This window comes from Sebaldella sp. S0638 (genome assembly GCF_024158605.1).
Lineage (GTDB): Bacteria > Fusobacteriota > Fusobacteriia > Fusobacteriales > Leptotrichiaceae > Sebaldella.
Window position 1 is genome coordinate 1 of the sequence record NZ_JAMZGM010000041.1, and the last position, 15525, is coordinate 15525.

15 protein-coding genes are annotated in these 15525 nt (G+C 33.7%); 12 read left to right on the forward strand and 3 right to left on the reverse strand.

Annotation, left to right across the window (positions count from 1 at the left end; genetic code table 11):
* The first annotated feature begins 93 nt into the window (after window positions 1–93).
* Window positions 94–3210 carry an autotransporter domain-containing protein gene (locus NK213_RS11790; RefSeq protein WP_253349378.1) on the forward strand — a complete coding sequence of 1039 codons (3117 nt, stop codon included), beginning with the start codon at window positions 94–96 and terminating at the stop codon, window positions 3208–3210.
* Between the two features lie 111 nt (window positions 3211–3321).
* Here NK213_RS11790 and NK213_RS11795 read toward each other — a convergent pair whose 3' ends face one another.
* From NK213_RS11795 to NK213_RS11805, 3 genes are all read right to left on the reverse strand, one after another.
* Window positions 3322–3765 carry a hypothetical protein gene (locus tag NK213_RS11795; protein ID WP_253349380.1) on the reverse strand — a complete coding sequence of 148 codons (444 nt, stop codon included), beginning with the start codon at window positions 3763–3765 and terminating at the stop codon, window positions 3322–3324.
* A gap of 64 nt (window positions 3766–3829) precedes the next feature.
* Window positions 3830–4273: a DUF3806 domain-containing protein gene (locus tag NK213_RS11800; protein WP_253349382.1), complete on the reverse strand. Its 444-nt coding sequence runs from the start codon at window positions 4271–4273 to the stop codon at window positions 3830–3832.
* A 24-nt stretch (window positions 4274–4297) separates the two neighbouring features.
* The gene (locus tag NK213_RS11805) at window positions 4298–4978 is read right to left on the reverse strand and encodes an HAD family phosphatase (protein ID WP_253349384.1); all 681 of its coding nucleotides are present in this window, start codon (window positions 4976–4978) and stop codon (window positions 4298–4300) included.
* A 342-nt stretch (window positions 4979–5320) separates the two neighbouring features.
* On the opposite strand from NK213_RS11805, the gene xdhA reads away from it, so the two are divergent.
* From xdhA to NK213_RS11860, 11 genes are all read left to right on the forward strand, one after another.
* Window positions 5321–7612, forward strand: a complete 2292-nt coding sequence (gene xdhA, locus NK213_RS11810; RefSeq protein ID WP_253349385.1) for a xanthine dehydrogenase molybdenum-binding subunit XdhA — start codon at window positions 5321–5323, stop codon at window positions 7610–7612.
* A 13-nt stretch (window positions 7613–7625) separates the two neighbouring features.
* Entirely contained in the window at window positions 7626–8498 is an 873-nt protein-coding gene (gene xdhB / locus NK213_RS11815; protein ID WP_253349387.1) for a xanthine dehydrogenase FAD-binding subunit XdhB, read from the forward strand.
* Complete coding sequence (gene xdhC / locus NK213_RS11820) at window positions 8498–8971, forward strand: xanthine dehydrogenase subunit XdhC (RefSeq protein ID WP_253349389.1); 474 nt, start codon at window positions 8498–8500, stop codon at window positions 8969–8971. The genes xdhB and xdhC overlap by 1 nt, the downstream gene beginning before the upstream one ends.
* Before the next feature lie 346 nt (window positions 8972–9317).
* A complete protein-coding gene (locus NK213_RS11825) occupies window positions 9318–10316 on the forward strand; it encodes a toxin-antitoxin system YwqK family antitoxin (protein ID WP_253349391.1) in 999 nt (332 codons plus the stop codon).
* A 24-nt stretch (window positions 10317–10340) separates the two neighbouring features.
* Entirely contained in the window at window positions 10341–11537 is a 1197-nt protein-coding gene (locus NK213_RS11830; protein WP_253349392.1) for a 3-deoxy-D-manno-octulosonic acid transferase, read from the forward strand.
* Window positions 11538–11550: 13 nt separating this feature from the next.
* Window positions 11551–12246 (forward strand): tRNA (guanosine(46)-N7)-methyltransferase TrmB, encoded by a 696-nt coding sequence (gene trmB, locus NK213_RS11835; RefSeq protein ID WP_253349394.1) that lies wholly within the window; start codon window positions 11551–11553, stop codon window positions 12244–12246.
* A gap of 28 nt (window positions 12247–12274) precedes the next feature.
* On the forward strand, window positions 12275–13222 hold the full coding sequence (locus NK213_RS11840) for an L-lactate dehydrogenase (protein WP_253349396.1): 948 nt from the start codon (window positions 12275–12277) through the stop codon (window positions 13220–13222).
* 95 nt (window positions 13223–13317) lie between these two features.
* The gene (locus NK213_RS11845; RefSeq protein ID WP_253349398.1) at window positions 13318–13878 is read left to right on the forward strand and encodes a phosphatase PAP2 family protein; all 561 of its coding nucleotides are present in this window, start codon (window positions 13318–13320) and stop codon (window positions 13876–13878) included.
* A 266-nt stretch (window positions 13879–14144) separates the two neighbouring features.
* On the forward strand, window positions 14145–14468 hold the full coding sequence (locus NK213_RS11850; RefSeq protein ID WP_253349400.1) for a hypothetical protein: 324 nt from the start codon (window positions 14145–14147) through the stop codon (window positions 14466–14468).
* A 141-nt stretch (window positions 14469–14609) separates the two neighbouring features.
* The gene (locus NK213_RS11855) at window positions 14610–14891 is read left to right on the forward strand and encodes a hypothetical protein (protein ID WP_253349402.1); all 282 of its coding nucleotides are present in this window, start codon (window positions 14610–14612) and stop codon (window positions 14889–14891) included.
* 341 nt (window positions 14892–15232) lie between these two features.
* Window positions 15233–15478: a hypothetical protein gene (locus tag NK213_RS11860; RefSeq protein WP_253349404.1), complete on the forward strand. Its 246-nt coding sequence runs from the start codon at window positions 15233–15235 to the stop codon at window positions 15476–15478.
* Window positions 15479–15525 lie beyond the last annotated feature (47 nt).

The window sequence follows — 15525 nt, forward strand, 5'->3', positions numbered from 1 at the left end:
TTCATAATAAAGTCCTCCTGTTTTTAGTTTATCATAAAAAGATTTTTTTATTTACAGACTTTTTATCACAGGCTCGAAAATTCCGTTGTTCTTTTGGACAGCAGTTCAAATATAAGTGCTGTAGGCGATGAAGTAATAGGAGCCTCGTTAAATGGTGTATATAACGGCGGTATGCCGTATGCATTTACAGGTACAGGCGAAACAGCAGACAGAGAACTTATCAATAAAGGAGAAATAACACTAAATAACAGTTCTATAGCCTTACATGTAAAAGATAATGCAGGAGTTCTGAATTCCGGTTTAGTTTCTGTGAATGAAAATTCTGTGGGTATGTATGCAGATAATACAAATAATGTGGAAAATTCTGGAATAATAAATATCGGAAGTAATTCTTCCGGAATATATCTGAAAGAAAGTGTAATAGCATCAACTGTAAATACAGGGAAAATTCTGAGCAGTTCAGATCATGCTACAGGGATATATTCTGAATATTCAGGAACTGCACCGTCATTAATTAAATCTGATAATGAAATATCACTGACAGGAAAAAATTCTACCGGAATTTATACTTCAGGAAGCGGTGTATATAATATAGAAAATGCGGGTACTATTACAATAGGAAATTCTGATAGTATTACAGACCCAAGTATTGCAATATACAGTGATAATTCTTCCAATGTTATAAAAAATACCGGAACACTGAATATAGGGGAAAATTCACTTGGTATTTTTAATAACGGAGGCAGTGTAGATGAATCAGGAAGTATTAATATTCTTGATTCAGGAATAGGAATATATTCAGACGGAGGAACAGTAACAGCGAGTTCTGCGCAAATCACTGCCGGGAAAAATTCGGCAATTGGAATTTATGCCAAGAATAACGCAGCAGTAGTGAATAACTCTTTAAATATAAGTGTAGGAGATAAGAGTTACGGATTTGTTCTGGAAAATAATTCGGAAGTTCTGAATAACGGTTCTGCTGATATAGGAAATGAAAGTATTTTTGCTTATGCTTCACAAAACAGTAATATAATAAATAATGGCAATATTACTTCTGCTGGAAACAGTAATATAGTTTTATATTCTGTAAACGGAGGGATTACTGAGAATACCGGTTCACTGACAGTAGACAGCGGTAGTGGAAATATAGGGATATACAACGAAAAAGGTGAAATAAAAAATACCGGAATAATAAAAACAGGAGATTCCTTAATAAGTATAGATCCTGTTACAGGAAAGCCCGTAAAAGAAAATACCAGATATGCAATTGGTATCTACGGAGAAGGGTCTAAGATATATAACAGCGGAGATATAGAAATTGGAGAAAATGCAATAGGGATATATGCAAAAAACAGCATTGGAATTGTGGAAAATCATGGGAATATTACTTCAGGCTCACCGGCGGATTATAATAATAATTCAGTGGGAATAGTCGCAGAAGGCGGCAGCGGACTTATAAATTACGGCGATATTAATCTTTTCGGCGACGGAGTTATTGGTATTTATGCCAAGTCGGCAGGCCATGTTATAAATGAAGGTAAAATAAATATTACCGGTAAGGAAGCAATAGGAATATACGGAATGGTAAATACAGTTGTGGAGAATAACGGAGAAATTAATGTGTCAGGAAATGGAAGTATAGGAATAACCGCTCCTTCGGGAAAAATAATCAATAACGGAATAATAAGAGTATCTGACGGGGCAGCAGATATAAGCGAAGGAAATAAATATCCTCTGCCGTCGCTGGTAAATATGGGAATAATAGAAGTAGACGGAAGATTTGAGAATACAGGTATGGATATTTCGATTAAGCCTGATCTCAGCAGTATAAAAGAATCAACAGCAGCAAATGTAGATTTTGTACTGCAGAGCGGAAGTATTTATGCAGATGAAATTAATCTGACTGATGTAGTTAATATTCTTCCGGATTTTTCACAGGGTACAAATGCAAAAGTTTATAAACTGGAAGATGTATTCTTAACAAGCAGCGGTGTAGTAACAAGTTCTGGGGACAAACTTCCCGTAATAAGTAAGTCTCTTACGTGGGAAGCGACTCCTGTATTGAATGACAAGGGGAACGTGGATATATATATGCAGAAAATAGACTACAGAAACTTTACAGACGGCTTATGGTATGAAAATCTTGGAAGTGTATTTGATGAAAAATATTATGGTGCATCAGGAAAAGCAGGGGAGATATTCGATAAACTGGATCTTATAGAAACCGAATCAGATTTCAGAAATATTATGTCAAGCCTTGCTGGTGATGTGTATGCCAATATTAATCAAAGAGAGAAGAATATTGCCGGAACATTTGAAAATGCATTATTTACATTACAGGATTCAGAAAACAACACAAAAGAAAACGTAAAAATAAATATAATAGCCGGAAAAGGGAAAAATACAGAAAAAACAGACGGAGTGACTGATTATGACTATACGACCACTGGAGTTCTGGCATTAAGAGAAGTAGAAAGAACATACAGACATACTTTTGGTTACTCTTTTGGATATCTGCATACAGGCTTTGAATTTAAAGACGGAAACAATAGTGAGGAATGGGTCGATACGCTTCAGCTGGGAATACATAATAAATATACTGCAAATGGATGGAAACTTCGTAATGATATCACAGGAAGAGCAAGTATTCATAATATAGACAGAAATATAGACTGGCCGAGTCCGGGGAAAAGATCTGAAATGGACGGAACATATGAAACATATAGTATAACAAGTGATAATGTATTAGGAAAAGAATTCGGAATGGGAAAACGTGCAAGCATAATGCCTTATGGTGCATTCAAAGCTATGTATGTAACAAGACCATCATTTACAGAATCTGGTCTTGAAGCTCTTCAAGTGGAAGGAAATGACGCGTGGAGTGCAAAGCCAAGAGCTGGAGTAGAAATAAAAGGTTCGGTACCGTTGAGTGAAAAGTCAGCATGGAAGCTTAAAGGAGCTTTGGATCTTGCTTATGAATATGAATTAGCTAATTTGAATGAGGAAGAAAATGCCAGATTAGCAGCAATTGAAGATGGGTATCATAAATTGGCAAAGCCGGAAGAAGAAAAAGGATCGTTTACGGCAAAAGCAGCTATAGGAGTGGAGATAGAAGACAGATACGGAATATTTCTTACCGGGCAATACTCTGCAGGAAGTGATAAAGACAATGATTATAGAGCGGGAATAGCTTTGAAAGCAGTATTTTAATTATAAATATCTATTTTTCATTTGAAAAAGACGAAACTAAATGTTTCGTCTTTTTGTATGTCTGATTAAAGAAAATAATAATATTATCAGAAAATCTGATTTAAGTTTATACTAGTCAAAATCTTTCATTATTTTTAAAATATTTTTTTTCCTCTCCAGCGGACAGTCTGCATAAATAAGCATTTCATCTTTCAGCCGCACTATTTTGATGTTATCATCTGTTTCAAGAATATATTTAGAGCCGCCGTGAAAAAGATCATGTGTTATATTTTTGGATTTATCCTTTTTTTTCTTGGAATCTTCAAGATTATGAATATAAGAATAATAAAAATAATAAAATCCTTCAGAGTATCCTTCAAGATATTCTACTTTACACCCGTCTTTCAAGGCAACAGTTTTCTCAGCTGGAGGAATAAATTTATCATCTATTATTTTACTTATTTCATAATCGTAATCTTTCATTATATCTTCAAATTCTATACGTGTAAGTGATTTTTTATATCCGCAGTTAATAAATAAAAATATAATAATAAGAATAAAAAAGACTTTTCTCATAGAATCTCTCCTTATTTTGTATATACATTTTAATGAATGGTAAGTATTATGTTTTGCCAATTATTTAAACAGGCTTATAAACTGACTCAAAATGCCCGAGAATTGCTTTTACCGAATCTTCAAATAAAGAATATATATTCACTTCAATACCGTCTTCAATGCGTTTTGATATCATTGTCTGAGGGAAAATAAAAAAATCAGTTTCGTGAAATCTGAGAGCAGGGTCTGTTCCGTATTCATCAAAATATTCAACCCATTTCAAGCCTTCCAGATGCTGAATCAAAGCATCACCGAAAGTAATACCCAGACACTGAAGCTTCAATGTTTCGGATTTATCAATCCATTTGTTTTCAATGATTGCATTTAATAAGTTTAGTTTACCTTCAAGAGATTGATACAGTTCTTCGCCGTTTTCAATATAATGTCCGTAAACCCAGCTTCTTTTTGCTTCAAGATTTTTTATCATTTCGGGAGAAAGTGCAGAAACCCTGAAGTTATCATCATTCATAAGGAAATACCTCCTTTGGATAATTTAGTTTTTTAGAATACTCATATCGAAATCATAAAAATTATTTATAATTTCTGACACACCAGAAACTTTTTCTGCTTTTTCCCGTTCTTCAAAAGTAGAGGCAACAGCAATTATTTTTCCGATTCCGGCTTTATAAGCTGCAGTAAGACCAGCTTTGGAATCTTCGAAAACAAGACAGTTTTCGGGATGAACCCCTATAGTTTCCGCCGCTTTAATATAAATGGCAGGATCAGGTTTTCCCGGGAAAGTGTTGTCGTTATAAATAATTTTTTTTGTATCGAACCACTTTTCAAGGGAAAAAGATTTTATATAAAATTCAAGATTTATTATTTCTGATGCTGTGGCAATAGTGTGCGGAATATTTTCGCTGCTGATATAGTCAAGAAGCTCCGCTGCACCGGGAATAAGCCTGAAATTAGGCGTATCTTCCATAACAAGTCTTCTGTATATTTTTTCTTTTTCCTGTTCAAGAGATAAGACCTCTTCAGTGGAAAGTGTCTTTTCGTAAAGATATTCAAGAGCCTTTTTATTAACAACACCGTGAATATTTTTTTCAAATTCTTCATCTGGTATCTCTTTATTACAAAATTCTCTTGCGAAAATCCGCCATGCTTTTTCATGTTTATCAGAATCAAACAAAAGAGTACCATTAAAATCAAAAATAATTCCTTTTATTTTCATTGATATCATTCCTTATAATTTTTTGTGTTTTAAATTAATTTTGAAATAAAAAATAAAAAAATATATTAGAAAATATATATACTAATAGTAGCAAATAACTAAGAAAATTACAATAAAAAAAAACATTAGACTGCCACAGTATAAGAAAAAAATGAATGATAAAAAAATTACTGAATAAACAAAAGCTTATTTATGAGGTATAATGTAGTATGGAAAAATTCTAAGGACAAATGTCCTAGCATTATAAAAAAAAAAGGTATAGAATTAGCCAAGAGAAACACCATAAAATAAGTTTTTTATTAAAATACTGTATATAATTAAATTATTTGAGAGGAGGAATTTATGAGCTATAAAACAATAGGGCAGAGTGTGGAAAGATGGGATGCAATAGCAAAAGTACAAGGAAAAGCAGACTATACAGCAGACCTGCCCAAGAAGAATGTGTTATACGGAAAAATTTTGAGAGCAACTATAGCCCATGGATTAGTAAAGAAGCTGGATGTCAGTGAAGCGTTAAAAGTAGAGGGAGTAATAAAAGTCCTAACTCCAGATGATCTGCCGGATTTTAAGTTTCCCACAGCAGGTCACCCGTATGCTCTTGACCCTAAACAGGCAGACATTGCAGACAGAAATATTCTTACGAAAAGAATCAGATTATACGGTGATGAAATAGCAGCCGTAATCGCTGAAAATGAGCTTGCAGCGGAAAAAGCACTGGAAAAAATAAAGGTAGAATATGAAGAATTTCCTTTTTATCTTTCACCGGAAGAATCACTTGCAGAAAGAGCAATGGAAATTCATGACGGAACAAAAAATTTAATAGCTTCTACAAAGGCCGTAGTAGGAGATTTGCAAAAAGGTCTGGAAGAAGCTGATCATGTAATAGAAGGAGAGTACAAAACACAGATAGTTCAGCACTGTCATATGGAAAATCAGATTGCTTATGCCTATAAAGGTTCTGACCAGAGATGGGTTTGCGTATCATCAACACAGATACCGCACATCTGCCGTCGTATTTTAGGTGAAGCATTTGGAATGCCTTGGGGGCAATTCAGGGTAATAAAACCATTTATAGGAGGAGGTTTTGGTAACAAACAGGACGTTACTATAGAGCCGCTTGCTGTGGCCATGAGTATGGCTGTAGGCGGGGAGCCTGTAATGGTGGAACTTCAGAGGGAAGAAAGTATTGCATGGACAAGGGTAAGACACGCAATATCATATAAAACGAAACTTGGTCTGAAAAAAGACGGTACTATAACTGCAATGGAAATGGAAGCAATATCAAATAACGGGGCATATGCGTCACACGGACATTCTATAGCAGGAAAGGGAGCAGGAATATTACAGTCATTATATAAAATGCCTAATATGGAATATAATTCAAAAACTGTGTATACTAACACCGCAGCAGCAGGGGCAATGCGTGGATACGGAGTTCCTCAGGTAATATTTGCAATGGAATCAATGATCGAAAAAGCTGCGAAAGAACTGGGGATTGATCCTATTGAATTAAGAATGAAAAATCTGGTAGAGCCGAATACAGAAAATCCTATAAGCCATGTAATGTTTTACTCTAACAAACTAAAAGAATGTGTAGAAGAAGGAGTAAAAGAGTTTGACTGGGATAAAAGAAAAGAAGAAGCGGAAAAACAAAAAACAGGAGATTTTCGAAGAGGTGTAGGTATGTCGGTATTTGCCTACGCTACAGGAGTATATCCAAAAAGTCTTGAGATAGGCGGATGCCGTCTTACATTAAATCAGGACGGGACAGTAAAACTAATGGTCGGAGCTACTGAAATAGGACAGGGGTCTGATACAGTATTTAAGCAGATGGTAGCTGAAACTACAGGAATACCATATAATCATATTTATACGGATATGAATACAGATACGGATTATTCGCCTTTTGATACAGGGGCTTATGCTTCAAGACAGAGTTATGTATCAGGAATGGCAGTAAGAAAAGCTGCTATAGAATTAAAAGAAAAAATACTCGATGCTGTTAAGAAATTTGATGATATAGATCCTCTTCATGCAGATATAGTAAACGGAAATATTGTGTATAAGCACAGCGGTGAAGTAATACAGAGTGTTGGTGATCTTGCGCTGAAATCTTATTATGATCTTGCTAAAGGTGAATGTATAACAGCAGAAGTATCAAATAATTTCCATAGTAATTCAAATGCAATGGGAGCCACTTTTGCAGATGTGGAAGTAGATATAAAAACAGGAAAAATAAAGATTTTAAATATACTAAATGTTCATGATTCCGGACAGATACTGAATCCTAAGCTCGCAAGCGGACAGGTAGAAGGCGGAATGGGAATGGCAGTCTCTTATGCCCTGGCAGAAGAGCTGAGATATGATGAAAAAACAGGAGCACCATTGAATAACAACCTGCTTGACTATAAAATGCCTACTTCTATGGATCTTCCCGATCTTCACACATTATTTGTAGAAGAGGATGACCCGATGGGGCCTTATGGAAACAAGGCACTTGGAGAACCGCCGATATGCAGTCCCGCAGCAGCAATCAGAAATGCCGTTTTGGATGCTATAGGTGTAGAGGTTGACGAACTCCCTATAAAACCTCAGAAATTAATGGAAATATTAAAAAATAACGGGATAGTTTAGGAGGGTAAAAGGAATGTATGATATAAAAACATATACTGAGGTAAATACTGTACTGGAAGCTGTGGGATTACTGGCAGATAATGAAAATGCCCAGATAATAGCCGGAGGAACTGATGTTCTTATTAAATCAAGAGAGAGAAAAAACGGATATGTTGGAAGAGATTTAATTGGAATTACAAGAATTCCGGAATTAAAAGAGATTAAAACAGACAGTAACGGGGATATAATAATAGGAGCTGCAGCTACATTTACAGAAATAGAAGGTAATGAAATTATAATAAAGAACCTGAAAAGTCTGTCTGATGCAGTAGGAAGTGTGGGAGGACCCCAGATAAGAAACGTAGGGACAGTAGGAGGAAATATCTGTAACGGAGCTACTTCCGCAGACAGTGCCTCGACATTGTTTGCCTGTGATGCAGTGCTTATGATAACAGGGAAAAACGGAAATAAAGAAATAGAGATAAAAGATTTTTATCTCGGGCCGGGAAAGGTCAGCCTTGAACAAGGTGACGTACTTAGGGCAGTAAAAGTTAAAAAGGAAAATTACGAAGGATATAAAGGGCATTATATAAAATTTAGCCCTAGACAGGCAATGGATATTGCTACATTGGGATGTTCTGTTTTATTAAAAGAAAATAACGGAATTATCGAAGATATAAGAATTGCCTATGGCGTAGCAGGGCCTACACCGCTTCGGGCTGTGAATGCCGAGGAATTTGCCAAGGGAAAACAGATAAATGATGAAACATTGAATGAAATAGGTAAATTATGCCTTGAAAGTGCAAGAGCAAGAGATTCATGGAGAGCTTCCAAAGCATTTAGAGAACAGCTGGTGGAAGAACTGCCTAAAAGAGCTGTGAAAGCTATAGTCGGAGGTGGCAGATAATGGTAAAAAATATTACTTTTACTGTAAACGGTAAAGAATATAATATAAATGTAGATGTGAGAAAATCACTGCTTGAAGTATTAAGAGAAGAGCTGAATTTTACCGGGACAAAACAGGGATGTGCAGTGGGAGAATGCGGGGCGTGTACCGTGATCATAGACGGTGTTACCGCAGATTCATGTATATACCTTGCTGTATGGGCAGACGGTAAAACTATTAAAACAATAGAAGGAGTGTCAGACCGCGGGGGAAATCTTTCTGATATTCAGGAAAGCTATATAGATGCAGGAGCAGTGCAGTGCGGATTTTGTACTCCCGGGCTGATACTTTCCACTGAGGTACTTCTTGATAATAAACCTGAGCCTACAAGAGACGAGATCAGAAGAGGTATCTCAGGGAATTTATGCAGATGTACAGGGTATCAGAAAATTATAGATGCTGTAGAAAAAACTGTAGAGAAAAGAAAAGGGTAAAAATATATAAAGGAGCTGTATTAGAAAATACAGCCCTTTTTTAAATTATGAAAATCACGATTATTTATTTTATAACTATCAAATCTCCGTCATTAAAACCAGTAGTTATATGTTTTACTTTAAACAGGCTGATGTCAAGTTCGTTTTTTATATATTTAAAGATTATTATTTAATATTTAGAAAAGAGCAGTGAAAAAATCCATATTTGCCGATTAAATGAAAGAAATCCAGTGTTGATTTTAGGAAATAATATTTTTTGTAAAATTAGAAATTTAGGTCATAAAATGGTATAATACTGTTTGGGAAAATGATTTCAAAACTATGATTAAGAGAATAAGGAGTAGAAATGATACTAAAAAAACATTATCAGGAAAAGTTAACAGTAATATTTGCGATAAAAGAAGACTATGATCACAGGGAAGTTTATTATTATGAGAATAGAAGATTCGAAGGGGAACTTCATATGTTTTTTGATGATAAAAAACAGCAGCTGGAAAGCATAGGAAGATTCAAGAGCGGTAAAAAATCCGGAGTTCAGGAGGAATACTATGAAAATGGTGTTTTGAAAATATCGAAAAACTTTATCGACGGTCTTGAAGACGGTAAGTATGAAGAATATTTTGAAAATGGAGAGGTTAAATTAAGCTGCTTTTACATAGAAGGAAAAAGAAACGGGAAATCACAGGAATTTTATGAAGACGGCGGTTTGAAAGAGGAAAATAATTATTATTACGGGAATCTTGACGGGATTTCTTCAAGATTTCATAAAAACGGGAAAATATTATGTACAGGAATGTATAAAGAGGATCTGAAAACAGGTATCTGGAATTTCTTTGATGAAAATGAGAGTCTTATAAGAAAAGAAATCTGGAAAGACGGAAAGCTGAACGGGCAGAGAATAGAACTGGAAAACGGAAATGTGCAGATGAGCTCGAATTATGTGGACGGTGAACTTGACGGAGAATTCATTATATATGATAAGAATAAGAATATAGCACATTTGATTCATTATGAAGAAGGACGAAAAAATGGTAAAGAGACTTTTTATAATGAATCAGGAAGTGTAAAAAAAGAAACAGATTATAAAAATAATATGAAATACGGAGCAGAAAAAGAATATTCCGATGACGGCGAAATACTTCTTTTAGATGCTAATTATGTGGAAGGACTGCTGCACGGATCATATGCAAGCTACTATGAAGACGGCAACAGAAAATTCGCAGGCAGAGCCATGGATGGAGAATTTCATGGAGAAGCCTATTTTTATGATGAAAACGGAGATCTGGAATCAGAAGTTTTCTATGAGCATGGGAAAGTAGTGAGGAAAATAGAACATAAAAAATAATATTAAGATTTATGGTGGGATTATATGTTGTTTGTTTATAATGCAGTGAGATTTTTTTTATACCCTTTTTTGTTTATTGCGGCAATCTTCAAGAAAAAGATAAGAATTTTTCTTCATAACAGATTCAGGGTAGAGAAAATCAACAGGGATAAGTATTACTGGATTCATCTGTCTTCAGTAGGTGAGATGAATTTATCGGAGAAGTTAATAGAAAACATTTTGGATAATAATAAAAAAATTTATTTAACAGTTATGACAGACACAGGAATGGAGTTATTCAGAAAAAGATATTCGGGCAATCCTAATATAAAAGGTGCTTATTTTCCTCTGGATGACTATTTTCTGATAAAAAAAACAGTAAATATGCTGGATATAGAAAAACTGATTATAATAGAAACCGAAATCTGGCCGAATCTTTATGGAATTGTATCTGAAAAGTCCGATGTAATAGTAGTGAACGGACGTATTTCAGACAGAACATTTGATAAATATAAAAAGCTCAGAGGAATTATTTCCGGCACGTTGAATAAATGCACCAGAATTCTCGTTCAGAGTGATCTCGATTTTCAGAGATACAAAGAACTGGGGGTAAAGGAAGATATATTAAAGGTATATCCTAATCTGAAATACAGCATAGATTATCCGGTCTTAGATGAAAAGCAGAAAAAAGAACTTGAAGAAAGAGTCAGATTAAACGGGAGAAAGCTGATAACTGCGGGAAGTACAAGAGATGGCGAGGAAAAGATTCTTATTGATATATTCAGAAGAATAAATAAAAATAATGAATACCAGATGATACTGGTGCCGAGACATATACAAAGAACCGAGGAAGCAGCAGAATTATGCGGGGGTCTTGATTTTTCACTTTATTCAGAAAATAAAAAAACAGAAATAATAATAGTGGATAAAATGGGGATATTGCGTGAATTATATCAGATATCCGATTTGGTATTCGTAGGCGGGACTTTCACAAATATAGGCGGACACTCAATTCTTGAACCTCTTTATTACGGGAAAGTACCAATAATAGGAAAGTATTATTCCAATATCAAAGATGTGGTGGATAGCGCAAAGCCGCTTAATCTAGTAAATATAGCAGAAACCGAAGAGGAACTGGAAAACTTTTTTTTGGATTCTGATACAGGAAAGAACAGGGAAACATCTGAATTTTTTAAAAAGTATAACAAAATAGATGAAATAAGCAATGAAATTTTATCATAATAAAGGAGAGAGTGTGGAAAACAAGGAAAAAAAGGAATTATGGCAGTATTTTTTCAATTATCCGAAAAAACATTATAATATTTATATGGAAAAAATGACTGAATATCCTGAATACATAATATATGACGAAGAAGTAACCGATAGTAAGAAAAATAAGTGGAATGAATATTTTGGGAATGAAAATCCGGTATATCTGGAAATTGGGTGTGGAAGCGGAAACTTTACCGCAGGAAATGCACAAAAATTCCCCGATAGAAATTATATTGCCCTTGAGCTTAGATTCAAAAGGCTGGTAATGGCAGCAGTAAAATCTGAAAAGAGAGATCTGAAAAATATTGTTTTTCTTAGAAAAAGAGGAGAAAAACTTTTGGATTTTTTGGGTGAAGGTGAAATATCAGGGCTGTATATTAATTTTCCTGACCCATGGACTGGTTCGGAACATAAAAGACTCATAAATAAAGAATTATTTGATATGCTGGATGTAATAATGAAACCAAAAGGGAAGTTCTTTTTTAAAACAGATCATGAGGGTTATTATTATGATACTTTGGAGTTGTTAAAGGATTTAGACGGGTATGAAATAGTCTTTCATACTGATGATCTGTATAATACTGAAAAAATCAGAGATAATATTCAGACTGAATTTGAACAGATGTTTTTAAGCAAGCATAATATGAATATAAAGTATATAGAAATAATAAAAAAGTAACAGGTTTGCGCATCCTGAAAGGAGAAACATGAAAATCAAAAGCAGAAAAGTAGCTGTAATAGGAGTGGGCAATGTAGGGTCACATGTGGCTTTCAGTCTGGTAACCCGCGGTATTGCCGATGAGCTGGTACTGATAGATATAAAAGAAGATAAAGTAAAAAGTGAAATGCTTGATCTTAAGGATTCTCTTGCTAATTTGAATTCCAATGTAATAATAAAAATACAGGATTATTCAGAACTTAAAGATGCAGAAATAGTGGTAATATCAGCAGGGCCTCTTCCGAGATTCGAGCAGACAAGGCTTGATACACTGGATGACGGAATAAAGATAATAGATGATATAATGCCTAAAGTGCTTGGAAGCGGATTTGAGGGAATATTTCTGGTAATTACCAATCCTTGTGATGTAATAACTCATTATGTGTTGGAAAAATCAGGTTTTCCTAAGAAAAAAGTAATAGGGACAGGGACTTCACTGGACAGTGCAAGATTTCGAAGAATAGCCGGGGATATTCTGGGAATAGATCCAAAAAGTATTTTGGGTTATTCTCTGGGAGAACACGGAGATTCACAGATGATTCCATGGTCGCATATTTATGCGGGAGGAAAACCGTTTAAGGAATATATAGAATCGAAAGAAGAACTGAAAAATACAGATTTAGATAAGATATTAAAAGATACCTCATATGCAGGCTGGGAAGTGTTGCTGGGAAAAGGAGCTACATGTTTTGGAATAGGAACAGCAGCTTCCACATTGATAAAATCTATGTTTAATAATGAACACAGAGTATACTCGGTTTCAGTATCGCTAAACGGGGAGTACGGCTTGGAGAATGTGTGTTTAAGTGTGCCTGTAATACTGGGGAATGAAGGTGTCGAAGAGATAATAGAACTTAAGCTTACAGAGGAAGAGCAGGGGCAGTTAGAGAGATCAGCAGAAGTTATAAAGACATATATAGGGAAGATAATAAAATAATAATACAAAGTTTATTGAGAATTCAGGTAATTTTCAGTATGAAAAAATGGAAAATTTTTGTATAATCCCTGTATAAAACTATACAAAAGGAGGTTTTGGAAATTTTTAGCATAGATATAGCAATTGTGGAGGGATTACAAAGGTTACAGGTTCCTGTGGCGAATCAAATTATGATGTTTTTTTCAGCAATTGGGAATGCAGGAATTGTATGGATAATTCTGGCACTGATTCTGGTAATGAGAAGAAAAACACGTAATTACGGTATAATTATATTAATTGCTCTTTTAATAACAGCAATTTTGGGAGAAGGAGTATTAAAAAATATTATAAAAAGAGACAGACCATTTGTAGCACTGAGTAATCTGAAACTTTTAATAGCGCCTCCGGCTTCTTATTCATTTCCGTCGGGGCATACAGCTTCTTCATTTGCAGCATTCGGAGTATTTTACTTTTTGAATATGCGGTATAAATGGGTGGTTTTTCTTACAGCATTTTTAATAGCTTTCTCAAGAATGTATTTGGGAGTGCATTATTTTTCAGATATTATCGGAGGAATAATTTTAGGGCTGGGAGTTTCGTATGTTGTATGCAGCTATTACAAAAAGAATTCTGATAAAATAAATTCAAATAAATTTATAAAAAAATTGTTGAACTAAAAAATATGACAAAATAAATATTTTAAATATATTTCTTAGAATAAGGGAAGTATATTTAATTTTTTAAAAATGAATATTCTAAATAAAAAATGTATAATAGGCAGGGAGCGTGAGCTCCTTTTCGTTTAAATAGCAGAGGGAGTCTTGTATAATTATATAATTTTCATGTATTATATCGGGATTTAACAGTTTTGCAACAGTTATGAAACTGTCAGAAAATCAAGTTTTATTTGGAGTCTTCAGGTATCAAAGAGAGGAGTGGTAAAATGGAGTCAGTTTTCAGAATAGAGAAAAACTTAAAATCTAAAAGATATTCTGCAGATGATATTTGCAGATATTTAAATTCCCAGAGTATCTCTGTAGTATACTTAGTTTTAAAAGAGATTGCACAAGAAAAAATTGGTAATACTGAAATAATCAGGGAAGTAAGAGATATAGCAGATAATAAAAAAGAAATATCCGCGGCAGGATTAGGAGTAAGTACGATGCGAATAGCTGCAATAGCTGCTTTATTAGAATTAGGGATTACAGATTTTTTTAATTCTTTGACTGAATATGAGAAAAACTTAGTTAGAGGAGCTTTTCTTTAATGGAGTTCAGTATAGTAAAACTTAAAATATTAGATAAAGGATAAAAAATGAAAATAATAGATGATGAGTTATATGAAGAATATGAGCAATTATTTGAAAATGCAATTAGACTATTTTATATAGAAAACAGTAATAAATATATTGGATATCTGGGAAGGATATTTTGAAATTATTTTAGTAGGATTGCCGATAGGAATAATAAAAAAAACTAGAAATTCAGCTGAAAACTGGTTTGATGATAAATGGAAAATACCAGATATAAATAAAGTAGTAAATGAATTTGAAAATTTTGATTTTAAGCTGTTAAAAAGTTTGGAAATTAATTTTTCAGAAGAAGTAATTCAAAAAGTCATACAAAAAATAGTAGCTTTTTTAAATGATGCTGAAAAAAAGAATATAGATGTATATATAGATACATATTAAATGTTTTTTTAGAATGTACACAAAAAAATCAGGTGAAACCTGAACAGAAAAGTACATTTTATTCAAAATACGGACTCTTTCAATTTTTAGTACACAATATGATTTTAAAAATGTTTGTTTTGAAAAAAAGACATTGGAAACTGTAAGAAGATTTGAAAATAATATTATAATATTAAATAAACTGAAAAAATTAAACGTTTTTATAATAAGAGCAAAATATTGGTAATCTTATACAAGATTGATGAAAGTTTTTTTATATTATAAAAAGAATGAAAAATTGAACAATCGAACTTGTAAAACAAATCAAATTGTGCTAATATCATAATTGAAGGAGAAATAAAATGGAATACCCAAGTACTGGAAAAACGCTGCTGGGAAGGCTGAAAGACGGAAACCAGCTGCTTTTGAGAAGAATGTATGCTCAATACAAGCAAAATATCCACTTTCCGGAGATTGATGTATATAAAAGCCTATATAAGACGGATATTGAGATAATGTTCATTTATTTGCGAAAAGGTTTTCATGAACTTGAAATAAGAGAGGCTTTAAATGAATATAATGATTTTATAAAGAGGTTACAAAAATAAATTGTATGAGATAAGAGTAGTATTTTTACTCTTATTTTTATTTGTAC

Excerpts from the sequence above, each read along its gene's own strand:
- NK213_RS11795 (WP_253349380.1), bottom strand. The coding sequence starts at position 3,765 with ATGAGAAAAGTCTTTTTTATTCTTATTATTATATTTTTATTTATTAAC.
- NK213_RS11800 (WP_253349382.1), bottom strand. The coding sequence starts at position 4,273 with ATGAATGATGATAACTTCAGGGTTTCTGCACTTTCTCCCGAAATGATA.
- NK213_RS11805 (WP_253349384.1), bottom strand. The coding sequence starts at position 4,978 with ATGAAAATAAAAGGAATTATTTTTGATTTTAATGGTACTCTTTTGTTT.
- xdhA (WP_253349385.1), top strand. The coding sequence starts at position 5,321 with ATGAGCTATAAAACAATAGGGCAGAGTGTGGAAAGATGGGATGCAATA.
- xdhB (WP_253349387.1), top strand. The coding sequence starts at position 7,626 with ATGTATGATATAAAAACATATACTGAGGTAAATACTGTACTGGAAGCT.
- xdhC (WP_253349389.1), top strand. The coding sequence starts at position 8,498 with ATGGTAAAAAATATTACTTTTACTGTAAACGGTAAAGAATATAATATA.
- NK213_RS11825 (WP_253349391.1), top strand. The coding sequence starts at position 9,318 with ATGATACTAAAAAAACATTATCAGGAAAAGTTAACAGTAATATTTGCG.
- NK213_RS11830 (WP_253349392.1), top strand. The coding sequence starts at position 10,341 with ATGTTGTTTGTTTATAATGCAGTGAGATTTTTTTTATACCCTTTTTTG.
- NK213_RS11840 (WP_253349396.1), top strand. The coding sequence starts at position 12,275 with ATGAAAATCAAAAGCAGAAAAGTAGCTGTAATAGGAGTGGGCAATGTA.
- NK213_RS11850 (WP_253349400.1), top strand. The coding sequence starts at position 14,145 with ATGGAGTCAGTTTTCAGAATAGAGAAAAACTTAAAATCTAAAAGATAT.
- NK213_RS11860 (WP_253349404.1), top strand. The coding sequence starts at position 15,233 with ATGGAATACCCAAGTACTGGAAAAACGCTGCTGGGAAGGCTGAAAGAC.